This window comes from Rhodoferax lacus, assembly GCF_003415675.1.
GTDB classification, from domain to species: Bacteria; Pseudomonadota; Gammaproteobacteria; order Burkholderiales; family Burkholderiaceae_C; genus Allorhodoferax; species Allorhodoferax lacus.
In genome coordinates, this window is sequence record NZ_QFZK01000003.1 from 106,977 (window position 1) to 121,144 (window position 14,168).

Below are 14,168 nucleotides of genomic sequence, written 5' to 3' on the forward strand. Positions count from 1 at the left end.
GTGACGCTGCAGGGGGGCTCTGGGCCTGTCAGGCCAGCAGGGCCTGGGCAAATTCGCGGGCGTTAAAGGTTTCCAGTTCATTGAGCTGTTCACCCACACCGATGAAGTACACCGGAATGGGCCGCTCGCGCGCAATGGCTGCCAGCACGCCACCCTTGGCCGTGCCATCCAGCTTGGTCACGATCAGGCCGGTCAGCCCCAGCGCGTCATCAAACTGCTTGACCTGGGAGACAGCGTTTTGGCCGGTGTTGCCGTCAATCACCAGCAGCACCTCGTGCGGCGCGGTGCCGTCAGCCTTCTGGATCACGCGCTTGATTTTTTTCAGCTCTTCCATCAGGTGCAGTTGGGTGGGCAGACGCCCGGCGGTGTCAATCAGCACCACGTCCTTGCGGCGTGCCTTGCCTGCACTCACGGCATCAAAGCTCACGGCGGCTGGGTCGGCACCGGCCTGGCTGATGATCTCCACGGTGTTGCGGTCGGCCCAGACGCTGAGCTGCTCGCGCGCAGCGGCGCGGAAGGTGTCGGCCGCGGCCAGCAGCACGCTGGCGCCGTCTTCGGCCAGGTGGCGGGTGAGCTTGCCAATCGAGGTGGTCTTGCCCGCGCCATTAACGCCCGCCACCATGATGACAGTGGGCGTGTGCTGGCCAATCACCAGCGGCTTTTGCAGCGGCTGCAGCAGGTCGGCCACGATGCTGATGAGCAGGTTCTTCAGCGCCACGGGGTTGTCAACGCCTGCGGACTTGGCCTTTTTGCGCAGCGTGTCGGTCAGGAACTGGGTGGCCGAGACACCAGCGTCGGCCATCAGCAGGGCGCTTTCCAGTTCTTCGTACAGGGCCTCGTCAATCTTGCTGCCACCAAACACGCCGGACAGGCTGGAGGCGGTCTTGCCCAGGCCGGCCCGGAGCTTGGCCATCCAGCCCTGGCGCTCGGGCGCGGGTGCGGGGGTGCTGGGGACCCCAATGGGTGCCGCCAACACACTGCCAATCAGCGAGCCTGTGGCGGCCGTGACGGACAGGCCGGGCGCACCGCTGCCGGGGCCGACTCCAGTGACAGGCGGGGTTTGGGCGGGTGCTTGAGGAGGCACATCCACCACCGGGGCCGCAGCCACCGGAGCAATCGCAGGGGTTTTTTTCTTGAAAAAGCTGAACATGGGTGCCGTTCTTAGAATGGCCCATTCTATGAAACACATCAATCACTGGTTCGTACGCACCTATTCCGGCCTCGCCATGGCACTGGGCCTCTGTGCCAGCCCCTATGCCGCGCCCTTGCCTGAGGCCGCCAGCGTGCACCAATACACCCTGAAAAACGGCATGACGCTGATCGTGCGGCCCGACCACCGCGCCCCTACCGCCGTGCACATGCTGTGGGTGCGCGTGGGCTCCATGGACGAGGTGGACGGCACCAGTGGCGTGGCCCATGTGCTGGAGCACATGCTGTTCAAGGGCACGCCCACCGTGAAGGCGGGCGAGTTCTCGCGCCGGGTGGCCGCCCTGGGCGGGCGCGAAAACGCCTTTACCAGCAAGGACTACACCGGCTTCTACCAGCAGATACCTGCCACCCGCCTGCAGGACGTGATGCAGCTCGAGGCCGACCGCTTTGCCCACAACCAGTGGAGCGATGCCGATTTCAAGAAAGAGCTGGAAGTGGTGAAGGAAGAGCGCCGCCTGCGTACCGAGGACAACCCGCATGCCCTGCTGGGCGAGGCCCTGAGCGCCGTGGCCTACACCGCCTCACCCTACCGTCGCCCCATCGTGGGCTGGATGAGCGATTTGGAGGCCATGACGCCCGACGACGCCCGTGCCTTCTACCAGCGCTGGTACACCCCGGCCAACTCCGCTGTGGTGGTGGCCGGTGACGTGGAGCCGCAGGCCGTGCTGGCCTTGGCAGAAAAGTACTACGGCAGCATTCCTGCACGCGCCCTGCCCGAGCGCAAGCCGCGTGTGGAGCCCGAGCAAAGCGGTATGCGCCGCCTGGACTTCAAGGCCCCGGCCGAGCAGGCCAGCGTGACCCTGGCCTTCAAGACGCCCCGCTTCGCGCCCGCCGCGCTGGACAGCGAGGCCGACACCGAGAGCAACGACGCCCTGGCCCTGACGGTGCTGGCCGCCGTGCTCAGCGGCTACGACAACGCCCGCCTGGACCGCGCCCTGACCCAGGCCGACGGCCATGTGGCCGACAGTGCCGGTGCCTACTGCGGACTGGGTGGACGCGGACCTGCCATGTGCATGCTCTATGGCGTGCCCTCTGCTGGCAAGACGGCGGCCCAGGTGGAAGCCGCCCTGCGCGCCCAAGTGGCGCTGCTGGCGAAGGATGGCGTGCAGGCCACCGAGTTGCAGCGTGTGAAAAACCAGTGGGTTGCCAGCGAGGTCTACAAGCAGGACAGCGTCTTCAACCAGGCGCGCATCCTGGGCGCCAACTGGGCCAGTGGCATGCCCACCGATGCCGACGAGAAGCTCATCGCCCGCCTGCGCGCCGTCACGGCCGAGCAGGTGCAGGCCGTGGCGGCCAAATATTTTGGGGATGACGCGCTGACGGTGGCCACCCTGCTGCCGCAGCCGCTGGACAAAACCCGCAAGCCCCGCGCCGCTCCCGCCGGACTGCGCCATTGAACCCGTAAAGCCCCCATGAACCACGCCATGTTTTCAATCGCCAGCCCGCCACCTGTGGCACGGGCTGCCCTGCGTTCGGCTTTGGCCCTTGCCACAGGACTCTGCCTGGCCTTTGCCAGCTACGCCGCCATTCCCATCAGCCACTGGACCCAGCCCTCGGGTGCCCAGGTCTATCTGGTGGAGAGCCCGGCCATCCCCATGGTGGACGTGCAAATCGACTTTGATGCCGGTGGCCGGCGTGACCCCCGGGGCAAACCGGGCCTGGCCAATCTGATGGCCTCCAGCACGGCTTATGGCGTCAAGGCCAGGGGAGCCGAGCCCGCGATGGATGAAAACGCACTGAGCGACGCCTGGGCCGATCTGGGCGCCAGCTTTGGTGGCAGCGCGAGCGCCGACCGCTTGGGCTTTTCACTGCGCTCGCTGACCTACCCGGACCTGCTGGAAAAAGCCACGCTTCTTGCCGCCCGCCAACTGGGCGATGCCAGCTTTCCCGAGGCGCCCTGGCTGCGCGACCGCCCCAAGCTGGTGGCCAGCCTGAAGGAAGCCAACACCCGGCCCGCCACACTGGCAGGGCGCGCCTTTGCCCGTGCGGTCTATGGTGACCACCCCTATGGCGCCGAGAGTACCGAAGAAACCTTGGCCCGCATCAGCGCGGCCGACATGCAGGCCCTGCATGCGCAAGCCCTGCGGGCCTGCAGCGCAAAGGTCAGTGTGGTGGGCGCACTCAGCCGCGCGCAGGCCGACGCCTTGGTGAGCAAGTTGCTGTCGCACCTGCCCAGCACCGGTTGCGACGCGCTGCCTCCCGTGCCGGAAGTGGCCCCCTTGGCCGCAGCGCATGAAGAGCGCATCGCCTTCGCCTCAGCCCAGGCCCATGTGCTGCTGGGCCAGCCCGGCTACAAGCGCAATGACCCCGACTTCTTTGCTCTCACCGTGGGCAACCACATCCTGGGTGGTGGCGGCTTCACTGCGCGCCTGACCGAAGAGGTGCGCGAAAAGCGCGGCCTCACCTATGGCGTGTACAGCGGCTTTGCGCCAGGCCTGCACGCCGGCGCCTTCACCATAGGCCTGCAGACCCGGCCCGACCAGGCGCAGCAGGCGCTGGACCTGGTGCGCGAGGTGCTGGCGAAGTTTGTGGCCAAGGGCCCCACCGACCTGGAACTGCAGGCGGCCAAGGACAACCTGATAGGCGGCTTTGCCCTGCGCCTGGACAGCAACCGCAAGCTGCTGGACAACGTGGCCAACATCGCCTGGAACAACTTGCCGCTGGATTACCTGGAGACCTGGACGGCGCAGGTGCAAAAACTCACCGTGCAGGACATACGCGCCGCCTTTAGTCGCAAGCTGCAGCCAGAAAAAATGGTGACGGTGGTGCTGGGGGCTGAGGACGCGAAACTCAACTAAGCTATGCCCATGAGCACCAAAGCAACCAAAAAAGCATCCCCCGCCAGCAAGCCCAAACGGGTGCACCGCCCGCGCGCCGTGCAGTCCCATGAAGTCCGCATCATTGGCGGCCTGTGGAAGCGCACCAAACTCAAAGTGTCCGACAAGCCAGGCCTGCGCCCCACCCCCGACCGCGTGCGCGAGACCCTGTTCAACTGGCTGGGCCAGGACCTGACGGGCTGGCGCTGTATTGACGCCTTTGCGGGAACGGGCGTGCTCGGTTTTGAAGCCGCTTCCCGCGGCGCCACCAACGTGGTGCTGGTGGAGTCAGATACGGCCCTGGTGGCGCAACTGCAAAAGACCAAGGACCAGCTTGCCGCCACAGCAGTGCAACTGCAGCGCGGCGACGGTGTGGCCTGCGTACGCCAGGCAACGCCGGCCAGTTGCGACCTGATTTTTCTGGACCCGCCTTTTGATGCGCCCATCCTGGAGATTGCGCTCAACGCCTGCACCAAGGCGCTCTCTCCCAATGGCTGGGTGTACCTGGAAGGCCCGACCAAATGGACCGACGAGCTGCTAGCGCCCATGGGCCTGCTGGTGCACAAATACCTCAAGGCCGGTGCTGTTCATGCGCACCTCTTGCGTCTGGCCTCGGGCCCAGAGGCTTTACCCGTGCCGCTTACGCCCCCGTCTACCACCCCCTGATTGGAGTGCGACCATGGTCCAGCCCGTGATTGCCGTGTTCCCCGGCACCTTTGATCCCATGACCCTGGGTCACCAGGACCTGATCTCGCGCAGCGCCCGGCTGTTTTCCAGTGTGGTCGTGGCGGTGGCTGCAGCCCACCACAAGAAGACGCTGTTCACCCTGGACGAGCGGCTGGATATGGTGCGCACGGTGTTCGCTGCACAGGCCAATGTGCGGGTGGAGTCTTTCAGCGGCTTGGTGCGCGATTTTGCGGTGGCCCAAGGCGCCAGGGTCATGGTGCGCGGCGTGCGCTCGGTGACCGACTTTGACTACGAGGCCCAGCTGGCTGGCATGAACCGCGCGCTGGCACCTGACGTAGACACGCTGTTCCTCACACCCGATTCGCGTTTCCAGTTCATCAGCAGCACCCTGGTGCGCGAGATTGCCACCCTCAAAGGGGATGTGCGGCAGTTTGTGGCACCGCAGGTGTTTGAGCGTCTGGCCGCCAAGCTGGCAGCCTGAGTGCTGTTTAAACCGGTGGCGAAGGCCATGGCTGCTGCGGCCCACGCAGTACCTCAAATGCACGGCTGAGCTGGAGAACACCCAGATCGTCAAAGCGCCTTCCGGCAATCTGCAGCCCTATGGGTAAACCGGTATGTGTATAGCCGCAGTTGATGCTGGCGGCCGGCTGCTCTGACATGTTGAAGGGCACGGTAAAGGCGATGTGTTCCAGCGGCCGCAAGGGGTCGTTGGTGGGCGAGGGCAGTTCGGCCTCAAAGGCCACGCACGGCGCGGTGGGCGAGATCACATAGTCAAAGGCATTGCAGGCCGCCACCGTGGCCACGCGGGTGGCGTGGAACTGGGCCATGGCCTTGAAGACCTGGGTGCCGGTCATGCCGGCCGCGCTGTCGGCCCAGGCGCGTATATACGGCAGCACCAACGCGCAGCGTTCTTCGGGCAAGGCTGCCAGGTCCAGGTGGGAGCGCATGCGCCAGGCGTGGTCCATGCCGTCCAACATGGTGCGCGTCAGAAAGGGCTGCATGGGCGTGACGATGGCACCGGTGCTCTCCAGCAGCCGCGCTGCGCGCAGCACGGCGGACTGCACCTCCGGGTCCACCGGCAGGCCGCAACCGGCATCCAGCAGCAGGCCTATGCGCACGCCGTCGAGCTGGCTCAAGGGGGTATCCCAGTTGTTCCAGTCAATGGCCGCAAAGGGCAGGCTCATGCTGTCGCGCTCGTCCGGCCAGGACAGGGCACGCATCATCAGCGCCGCATCGCCCACGCTGCGGGTCATGGGGCCGGCAGCGCGCCCGGTAAACGGCGGGTCTATCGGGATACGCCCCAGACTGGGCTTGAGGCTGAAGATGCCGCACCAGCTGGCGGGCAGGCGCAGGGATCCACCGATGTCGGTGCCCACATGCAGCGGGCCATAGCCTGCGGCCGCAGCGGCGGCGGCCCCGGCACTGGAGCCCCCGGGCGTCTTGCGGGTGTCCCAGGGGTTGCGTGCCAGCGGATGAAAGCTGGAGACGCCGGAGGACAGCATGCCGTAGTCGGGCATGGTGGTCTTGCAGAGCAGCACAGTGCCGGCTTCGCGCAGGCGGGCTGCGGGCGGCGAGTCTGCGGCCATTGGCGCACCATCGGTGGCCTGCGTACCCAAGGGGCAGGGGTCGCCCTGTGTGGCGATGTTGTCCTTGAGGGTGACGGGCACGCCATCCAAGGCGCTTAAGGGGTGCTGGCTGAGCCAGCGGGACTCTGATGCGCGGGCAGCCTCCAGGGTGCGCTCGGGGCGCAGCAGGTAGCTGGCCTGGATATGCGGCTCCCACTGCGCCATGTGGTTGAGTGCCGACTGTGCCACCTCCACCGGCGACAGCGCGCGGCAACTGTAGGCTGCCACCAGGGCTGCTGCGCTCCATTCGTGCAGAGGCAGGGATTGCTCGGTGGCGGTGCTCATGTTGTCAGTAGGTGATTGATGTTGTGACGGCCGGATTATCAGCCAGCTTGCGATAATCAGTCCATGCAAACGAGACACCTATGGCACTGATCATCACCGACGAGTGCATTAACTGCGATGTGTGCGAACCCGAGTGCCCGAACGAGGCGATTTACCTCGGGCCCGAGATCTACGAAATAGACCCGCACAAGTGCACCGAATGCGTGGGCCATTTTGATGAGCCCCAGTGCGTGCAGGTGTGTCCGGTGGCCTGCATTCCCGTCAACCCGCAGCATGTGGAAGACCAGCCAACCCTGTGGCAGAAGTACCAGCGTTTGCAGGCTGCTGCGGGCAAAGCCCCGTCGTCGGCCCCGTCTGACCTGCCGCCAGCCTAAGGCTTGGTGGCAGTGGGCTTTTTGGCCTTCTTTTTGGGGGCTGGTTTGCCCACGGTGGCGGTGAAAACGCCGGGCTCCGGTACCTTGGCGCTGCGGGCCTTGGCCGGCTTTTTGTGGGGCTTGGCCGCCACAGGCTTTTGGACATCCGGTTTGTTGTGTGCCGCTTTGGCCCGGGCCAAAGCCGCGCGGTCCAGGGCCAGCGCCTGGGCCTCTTCCTTGTGGCGTGACGCCTCCAGTTGCTTTGCCAGGGCCTTGTCCTGGCTCAGTGCCTGTTTGGCCGCTGCGCGCTGTGCGTCGGTGCGTGGGTCGTCCGCGGATACCGCCACGCCGTCCGGGCAGGGCGACTGGCTGTAGCTGCTGCCGCATCGGTAGACCTGCTGGGCATTGGCGCCCAGGCAGGCCAGCAACAGGGCCAGGAAAACGGGGGCAAGGTATTTGAAACTCTTCATGGTTCTTCCTTGGGTTGCGAATCAGAGTCTGCCAAAGCGGGAGCAGCGGGCTTGGGCAACTTGGGCCGGGGCGGCTTGCTGGTGTGGATCAGCATGGTGGCCCGGTCCATCTCGCCGGCCAGCAACTGCGGCAAGGCCTTTAGCGAGCGGTCAATAGCCTGGTCTATGGCGATGCGGTGGTCCAGCGAGGGCTTCTTGAGCACCCAGCCCACCACCTCGGACTTGTCCCCGGGATGGCCCACACCCAGGCGCAGGCGCCAGTAGTCTGGTGAGCCCAATTGGGCGTGGATGTCGCGCAGGCCGTTGTGCCCGGCATGGCTGCCGCCCAGCTTGAGCTTGGCCTCACCCGGTGGCACATCCAGCTCGTCGTGGGCTACCAGAATTTCGTTGGGCGCGATCTTGAAGAAGCGCGCCAGTGCGGCCACCGACTTGCCCGACAGGTTCATAAACGTCTGCGGTTCCAGCAACCAGACGGTCTGGCCATTCACCGTGGTGCGTGCCACGAGGCCGTGGTAGCTGCGGTCCATGACCGGTTGCACCTTGAGCGCGCGCGCCGCGGCATCAATCCACCAGAAACCGGCGTTGTGGCGGGTGGCTTCGTATTCCGGGCCGGGATTGCCCAGGCCGACAAACAGTTTGATCATGCGGGGATGGTAGGGGAAACAGGCGGTGCGGGAAACAGGCTTACCAATGACAACGGCCCACCGAGGTGGGCCGTTGAGGCTGGCGCAAAAAGCTGATTACTTCTTGGCAGCAGGCTTGGCAGCCGGAGCGGCCTTGGCTGCGGGCTTGCCACCCTTGCCGGCAGGTGCAGCAGCAGCGGCGTCAGCAGCAGGTGCCTCGACCACGGCGCCAGCGATCAGCACCACGGAGACCACCACGGGGTTGTTCTTGCCGTGGGTCACAGCAGTCACGCCCTTGGGCAGAACCACGTCGGCCAGGTGCAGGGACTTGCCCTTCTTCAGGCCGCTCAGGTCTACCTTGATGAACTCAGGCAGATCTGTGGGCAGGCACAGCACTTCGATTTCGGTCAGCACGTGGTTGGCGATGCAACCGTCGGTCTTGACGGCGGGGGACAGATCGTCACCGAAGAAGTGCAATGGCACCTTCATGTGCAGCTTGGTGGAAGCGTCCACGCGCTGGAAGTCGATGTGCAGGATGAGCTGCTTGTAGGGGTGCATTTGCACGTCACGCAGCAGAACCTTGTGTTCGGTACCGTTGAGTTCCATGTCCAGCACGGAAGCATGGAAGGCTTCCTTCTTGATGGCATGCCACAGCGCGTTGTGATCGAGTTCGATCAGCGTGGTGTCAATGTTGCTGCCGTAAACAATGCCAGGTGTGCGACCGGTATTGCGGAGACGGCGGCTCGCACCCGTGCCCTGCTTAGCGCGCTCAAAAGCGACAAATTTCATAACTTACTCCTGTAGGAGTCCACCGCGACCAGTGCGACTCCGGTTTAAAAAAACGCCGACTGCAGACTGCAGCGGCGCCTGCTTTTGTCCCGAACCTTAGAAAAGGTTCTCTTGGTCCGAGAACAAACTCATGACCGACTCACCCTTGGCAATGCGCTGGATCGTCTCTGCGATCAGCGGAGCCACGGTGAGTTGGCGAATCTTGGTGCACTGCATGGCGGCCGTGCTCAGGGGGATGGTGTCTGTCACCACCACTTCATCGAGTGCACCGCCGCTGGCAATGCGCTCAATGGCGGGGCCCGAAAAAATCGGGTGTGTGCAATAGGCATACACCTTCTTGGCGCCGCGGGCCTTCAGCACTTCGGCGGCCTTGACCAGGGTACCGGCGGTGTCAATCATGTCGTCCATGATGACGCAGTTGCGGCCTTCGATTTCACCGATCACGTGCATCACTTCAGACACATTGGCGCGGGGGCGGCGCTTGTCGATGATGGCCAGATCGCAGTTGAGCTGCTTGGCCAGCGCACGGGCACGCACCACACCTCCCACGTCGGGCGAGACCACGATCAGGTCTTCGTAGTTCTTCTGGCGCAGATCGCCCAGCAGCACGGGCGAGGCGTAGATGTTGTCTACGGGGATGTCAAAAAAGCCCTGGATCTGGTCGGCGTGCAAGTCCATGGTCAGCACGCGGGCCACGCCCACAGCCTGCAGCATATTGGCTACCACCTTGGCCGTGATCGGCACGCGGGTAGAGCGTGGGCGGCGGTCCTGTCGGGCATAACCAAAGTACGGAATGACGGCGCTGATGCGTTCGGCCGATGCGCGCTTGAGCGCATCCACCATGATCAGCAGTTCCATCAGGTTTTCGTTGGTGGGGGCACAGGTGCTTTGCACCACAAACACGTCCCGTGCACGCACGTTCTGGTTGATTTCAACGGTGACTTCGCCGTCCGAGAAACGACCGACTGTGGCCGCGCCCAGCGAAATGCCGAGGTTGTGCGCTATCGACGCAGCCATGCCAGGATTGGCATTGCCGGTGAAGACCATGAAATCGGGAGGAGTAGGTGCCTGCATGCGGAATCCAGCGAAAAGGTTTTGGGTTTACTTCGTAACTTTGCGCATTCCGTTGCGGACAGCGGTCCGGCAACAGATTTGGCAGGGGAGGAAGGATTCGAACCTTCGCATGCTGGAATCAAAATCCAGTGCCTTAACCAACTTGGCGACTCCCCTACACGGGTGCCTAGCGAACGCTAGCCACCGATAAACCAGTTTTTCCATCGCTGTCTGCCCAACCCTTCAGCGGGTGAACATCCAAACTACTGCACAGCCTGACTTGCATGGCGCCAGGTGCGCTATCCAAATCTATCTCGTGCAACAAGTGCGCAAACACCGCACTTCCCGAGCCGGTCATCCGTCCGTTGAGTCCTTGGGATGCAAGCCACACAAGGGCTTGATTCACACCGGGGCACAACTTCTGGGCTACGGCTTGCAGGTCGTTTTGTCCAAAGGACAGTGCGTCTGCAGCGAAGCCTGTGATTATAGCAGGCAAAGAATCGCGTTTTAGCTCAAGGTCCGAAAAAATCAATTTGGTATCCAGACCGGCTGCAGGCTTTACCACCACAAACTTCGCAAGCGGCAATTCTAGCGGAGAGATTTGCTCGCCAATGCCTTCCACCCATCCATGGCTACCGCTCAAAAAGAAGGGCACATCGGCACCCAGCTTCAGGCCGATTTCCATCAGCTTCTGAAGCGGCAGCTGCAAGCCCCACAGGCGGTTCAGCGCCAGCAGGGTGGTGGCTGCGTCTGACGAGCCGCCCCCCATGCCAGCCTGCGCCGGAACAGATTTCAAAACCCCGATATGTGCACCCTGCGTGCAACCCGTTGCGGCCTGCAAGGCGCGGGCGGCCCGCACCGTCAGGTCGTCGGGCGGCAGTGTCCAGCTCAGGTCTTCGCGGCTGATAAGGCCATCGTTGCGGACCTCGAAGTGCAGGGTGTCACACCAGTCAATCAGCATGAAGGCGGACTGCAGCAGGTGGTAGCCGTCATCGCGTCGGCCGGTGATGTGCAAGAACAGATTGAGTTTGGCCGGGGCCGGAAGGTCGTAGAGCGACTGCATGGCGGCATTATCCGCGCCAGACAACGGGCGCCTCAGCGTTCCAGGATGATTTTCAGCTCGGCTTCCACGGCTTCGATATGGTGGGCCTGGATGCGGCCGTTTTCCAGGTCTTTGAGGTCCACCTGCCAGCCGGGGGCTGCGTCATCACGCCCCTGTAGCCAGGCAAACAGGCTGGCCACAGGCAGGTCGGAGCCGATGGCCTGGCGAACCAGCTCTTGCAGGGAGTTGAAGTTCTTCTGTTCACCGTTGGCCGTGAGGGTGGCGAAGTCGGTGTCCCACTGCATGCGGGCCAGCGTGGTGCCCAGGGGGGAGGTCAGTACCAACTCCCCTTTGGTTGGCCGGCCCTGCAGGTCAAAGTTGGCAGCAAGGGCCTGAACCGGCTTGCTGTACACCTTGAGTGAGAGCTTGCCCTGCCAGTGGGTCTCTTGCTCCAGGGGTAGCTTGGGTGCAGAAGGTGGGGTGGCACAGCCAGCGAGGCACGCCAGCGCCACCAGAAGACACGCCTGCTGAAAAGAGCGCAGGCTGGGGCGCAGACACATCAGCATCGCTGGTATCACAGGGGGCTCAGGCGTTTGAGGGTTTCCAGCAAGGTGTCGTTGTCCGGGTTTTGTTGCAGGCCGTTTTTCCAGATGGCACGGGCCTTGTCCTGCTGGCCCATGTTCCAAAGTACCTCGCCCAGGTGGGCTGCGATCTCGGCGTCCTGGCGGCTCTCGTAAGCGCCTTCCAGAATTTTTGCGGCCTCGCTCAGGTTGCCACTGCGAAACTCCACCCAGCCCAGGCTGTCGAGTATGAAGGGGTCATTGGGTGCGAATTGCAGGGCTTTTTTGACCAACTCCCTGGCCTCGGGCAAGCGCAGTTTGCGGTCCGCCAGCGAATAGCCCAAGGCGTTGTAGGCATGCTTGTAATCGGGTTGCAGGGCGATGACTTCACGCAGCAGCTTCTCCATCTCGTCGATCTTGTCCAGCTTTTCGGCTGCCATGGCCAGGTCGTAGCGCAGTTCCACGTCGGTGGGGTTGGCCTGCAGCGCATCCTTCAAAAAATGGTAGGCCAGCTCAAACTGCTTGTAGTCGCGCAGCAGTTGCGATTCGGCATTGATTTTGGTGCGAGCGTCCTCTGCCAGGGTTTCCGGAGCATCGTGTATCAGGGCGCGCGCCTCGCTCAGCTTGCCCTGGCGCGCCAACAGGCTGGCCCGGCGTATGCTCACCCGGATGGCTTCCTGCGGGCTTTCAATCAGGGCCAGGTAGCGTTCCGCCTCGTCGGGTTTTTGTGTCTGATCGGCGATATCCGCCAGCAAGAAATACGCCTGCGACAGGCCCCGGTCGTTGGCAGCCGGGCTGTCGCTGGAGGTGTTGGCCGCCACACGCAATTGCACGAACCGTGTCAGTGATGTCTGTGCGTCGGCGAGCTGCTTATCTTGCAGCGCCAGTGAGCCACGCACAAGCCAGGCCTCGTCGAAGTCAGGATGTGTGGCGTTGACTTGCAGCACCTGCGTCCGGGCTTCGGCATAGCGCTGCGCTTCCAGCAGTTTGCGCACGTAGGCCATGTGCACTTCGGGCCGGGCCCCCGCTTTCAGGTAGCTCATCACCAGCACCTCGGCGCCTGGCAAGCCGGGGTCTATCAGCGCCAGCGCGAGTTGCAACGGCTCTTCGGCCTTGCGGTTCACGGCGGCACCCTTTTTGGCCGCATCCAGCGCACCCGTGCCATCACCGGCCAGCAGGCGCAAGGTGCCTATGGCTGCATAGGCGGCTGCACCCGTGGTGGCGTTTGTCAGTTCAGAAGCCAGTGCCTGTTCTACGGCTTTGGTCGCAGCCTTCTTGTCGTCGACGCGCACGAAGTACCGCGGCAGCAGGGCAATGGCGGCGGCCCGCTCCTTGGGTTGCAGTGCTGCCAGGTAGCGTTTCGTGGGTTCTACGGTTTCTGGCAGCTTGTTCAAGCCAATCAAAATTTGCAGCAGGTAGCGGTTGGCGCTCTGCGAGGCGGGAAACTGGCGGCTCCAGCCCATTGCCGCCTGCAGCGCAGACTCTCCGGCGCGTGCCCGCAGGGCGATCTCTACCGCGCGTTCATACAACTGCTCGGACCGGTCTTTTTGCGCCGCATCCAGCATCAGCTGGAAGGCGGATGACGCGTCATTGTTGTAAGAGCTCATCTCGGCCAGCAACAGCTCGTACATCAGGCTGCTGTTGAGTTCCGAGTTCAGCGGTGCTGCCTCCGTCTGTGCCCGGGCCAAAGGCCAGTTCAAGGCCAGCATGAGCAAAAGCGTGGAAATCTTGAGGCGCTTGGGTGGAGTCATCGGGTCATAATAATCCAACACGAAAAGCCTTCGTTTACCAGCGACCACCCCATGCCCGAACTGCCCGAAGTAGAAGTCACCCGCCTGAGCTTCGAGGCCCGCATCCGGGGTGCCACCGTCCTCTCGGCCAGCCTGGGCAAACCCCTGCGCTGGCCTTTGGGCATAGCGACTGCGCAGCTCCAGGGGCAGGTGGTGCAGGCGGTGCGCCGCCGCGGCAAGTACCTGCTGATTGACCTGAACGAGGGCCTGCTGCTGGTGCATCTGGGCATGTCGGGCAGTGTGGTCTTTGCGGACACCTTGGCAGAAGCCGGCAAGCACGACCACTTTGACCTGCTCACCACGCAGGGTACCTTGCGTCTGAACGACCCCAGACGCTTTGGCGCCGTGGTGTTTGCGCCCAGTGAAGCCGATGCCATCGCGCAAAAGCTGCTGGGCCGCCTGGGCGTGGAGCCCTTGGGCGACGGCTTTGATGCTGCCACGTTCTACCAGGCCCTGCAGCAGCGCAAGACCGCTATCAAGCAGGTCTTGCTGGCCGGTGAGGTGGTGGTCGGGGTGGGCAATATCTATGCGTCCGAAGCCCTGTTTTTGGCGGGCATCCGGCCCACCACCCGTGCCAACCGCCTGAGCCGACCGCGCGCGCTGCGATTGAAGGCCGCCATTCGCCAGGTGCTGGCGCTGGCGGTGGAAAAGGGCGGCAGCACATTGCGCGATTTCTCCAACGCGCAGGGCGAATCCGGCCACTTTCAGGAGGGCGCCATGGTCTATGGCCGCCAGGGCCAGCCCTGCCGCGTCTGCGGCACCGCCATCAAGGGTTTGCGCCAGGGCCAGCGCTCCACCTTTTTCTGCCCGCAATGCCAGAAGCCCTAGTTAACAAGCCGGTTTGCAATGCTATATTGGCCCATCGC

General features: G+C 63.8%; 15 protein-coding genes and 1 tRNA gene. 6 read left to right on the plus strand and 10 right to left on the minus strand.

Annotated features, from left to right (window positions below):
• Window positions 1-28: 28 nt before the first annotated feature.
• Window positions 29-1,150 (minus strand): signal recognition particle-docking protein FtsY, encoded by a 1,122-nt coding sequence (gene ftsY, locus DIC66_RS06610; protein WP_117175308.1) that lies wholly within the window; start codon window positions 1,148-1,150, stop codon window positions 29-31.
• Window positions 1,151-1,178: 28 nt separating this feature from the next.
• Between ftsY and DIC66_RS06615 the strand changes: the two genes are divergently transcribed.
• From DIC66_RS06615 to coaD, 4 genes are read left to right on the plus strand one after another with little or no spacing between them, the layout of a single operon-like run.
• Window positions 1,179-2,606, plus strand: coding sequence for a M16 family metallopeptidase (locus DIC66_RS06615; protein ID WP_117175875.1), 1,428 nt, complete (start codon window positions 1,179-1,181; stop codon window positions 2,604-2,606).
• A gap of 15 nt (window positions 2,607-2,621) precedes the next feature.
• Window positions 2,622-4,007: a M16 family metallopeptidase gene (locus DIC66_RS06620; RefSeq protein ID WP_233505813.1), complete on the plus strand. Its 1,386-nt coding sequence runs from the start codon at window positions 2,622-2,624 to the stop codon at window positions 4,005-4,007.
• Window positions 4,008-4,016: 9 nt separating this feature from the next.
• A complete protein-coding gene (gene rsmD / locus DIC66_RS06625) occupies window positions 4,017-4,691 on the plus strand; it encodes a 16S rRNA (guanine(966)-N(2))-methyltransferase RsmD (protein WP_117175310.1) in 675 nt (224 codons plus the stop codon).
• Window positions 4,692-4,704: 13 nt separating this feature from the next.
• Complete coding sequence (gene coaD, locus DIC66_RS06630; RefSeq protein WP_117175312.1) at window positions 4,705-5,193, plus strand: pantetheine-phosphate adenylyltransferase; 489 nt, start codon at window positions 4,705-4,707, stop codon at window positions 5,191-5,193.
• Between the two features lie 7 nt (window positions 5,194-5,200).
• On the opposite strand, the gene DIC66_RS06635 is transcribed toward coaD, so the two are convergent.
• Window positions 5,201-6,622 (minus strand): amidase, encoded by a 1,422-nt coding sequence (locus DIC66_RS06635; protein ID WP_117175314.1) that lies wholly within the window; start codon window positions 6,620-6,622, stop codon window positions 5,201-5,203.
• Window positions 6,623-6,702: 80 nt separating this feature from the next.
• Here DIC66_RS06635 and DIC66_RS06640 point away from each other — a divergent pair, with 80 nt between their 5' ends.
• On the plus strand, window positions 6,703-6,996 hold the full coding sequence (locus DIC66_RS06640; RefSeq protein ID WP_117175316.1) for a YfhL family 4Fe-4S dicluster ferredoxin: 294 nt from the start codon (window positions 6,703-6,705) through the stop codon (window positions 6,994-6,996).
• Here the strand turns inward: DIC66_RS06640 and DIC66_RS06645 are convergent.
• From DIC66_RS06645 to DIC66_RS06680, 8 genes are all read right to left on the minus strand, one after another.
• A complete protein-coding gene (locus DIC66_RS06645; RefSeq protein WP_117175318.1) occupies window positions 6,993-7,445 on the minus strand; it encodes a hypothetical protein in 453 nt (150 codons plus the stop codon). The genes DIC66_RS06640 and DIC66_RS06645 overlap by 4 nt on opposite strands.
• Window positions 7,442-8,089 carry an aminoacyl-tRNA hydrolase gene (gene pth / locus DIC66_RS06650; protein ID WP_117175320.1) on the minus strand — a complete coding sequence of 216 codons (648 nt, stop codon included), beginning with the start codon at window positions 8,087-8,089 and terminating at the stop codon, window positions 7,442-7,444. The genes DIC66_RS06645 and pth overlap by 4 nt, the downstream gene beginning before the upstream one ends.
• Before the next feature lie 96 nt (window positions 8,090-8,185).
• The gene (locus DIC66_RS06655) at window positions 8,186-8,857 is read right to left on the minus strand and encodes a 50S ribosomal protein L25/general stress protein Ctc (protein WP_117175322.1); all 672 of its coding nucleotides are present in this window, start codon (window positions 8,855-8,857) and stop codon (window positions 8,186-8,188) included.
• A gap of 96 nt (window positions 8,858-8,953) precedes the next feature.
• A complete protein-coding gene (locus DIC66_RS06660) occupies window positions 8,954-9,931 on the minus strand; it encodes a ribose-phosphate pyrophosphokinase (protein ID WP_117175324.1) in 978 nt (325 codons plus the stop codon).
• Between the two features lie 79 nt (window positions 9,932-10,010).
• A tRNA-Gln gene (locus tag DIC66_RS06665) sits at window positions 10,011-10,087 on the minus strand.
• Between the two features lie 10 nt (window positions 10,088-10,097).
• Window positions 10,098-10,973: a 4-(cytidine 5'-diphospho)-2-C-methyl-D-erythritol kinase gene (gene ispE / locus DIC66_RS06670; RefSeq protein ID WP_117175326.1), complete on the minus strand. Its 876-nt coding sequence runs from the start codon at window positions 10,971-10,973 to the stop codon at window positions 10,098-10,100.
• Window positions 10,974-11,005: 32 nt separating this feature from the next.
• Entirely contained in the window at window positions 11,006-11,512 is a 507-nt protein-coding gene (locus DIC66_RS06675) for a lipoprotein insertase outer membrane protein LolB (RefSeq protein WP_158558857.1), read from the minus strand.
• A gap of 14 nt (window positions 11,513-11,526) precedes the next feature.
• Window positions 11,527-13,263 carry a tetratricopeptide repeat protein gene (locus tag DIC66_RS06680; protein ID WP_117175330.1) on the minus strand — a complete coding sequence of 579 codons (1,737 nt, stop codon included), beginning with the start codon at window positions 13,261-13,263 and terminating at the stop codon, window positions 11,527-11,529.
• 51 nt (window positions 13,264-13,314) lie between these two features.
• On the opposite strand from DIC66_RS06680, the gene mutM reads away from it, so the two are divergent.
• Window positions 13,315-14,130: a bifunctional DNA-formamidopyrimidine glycosylase/DNA-(apurinic or apyrimidinic site) lyase gene (gene mutM, locus DIC66_RS06685; protein ID WP_117175332.1), complete on the plus strand. Its 816-nt coding sequence runs from the start codon at window positions 13,315-13,317 to the stop codon at window positions 14,128-14,130.
• Window positions 14,131-14,168: the final 38 nt, after the last annotated feature.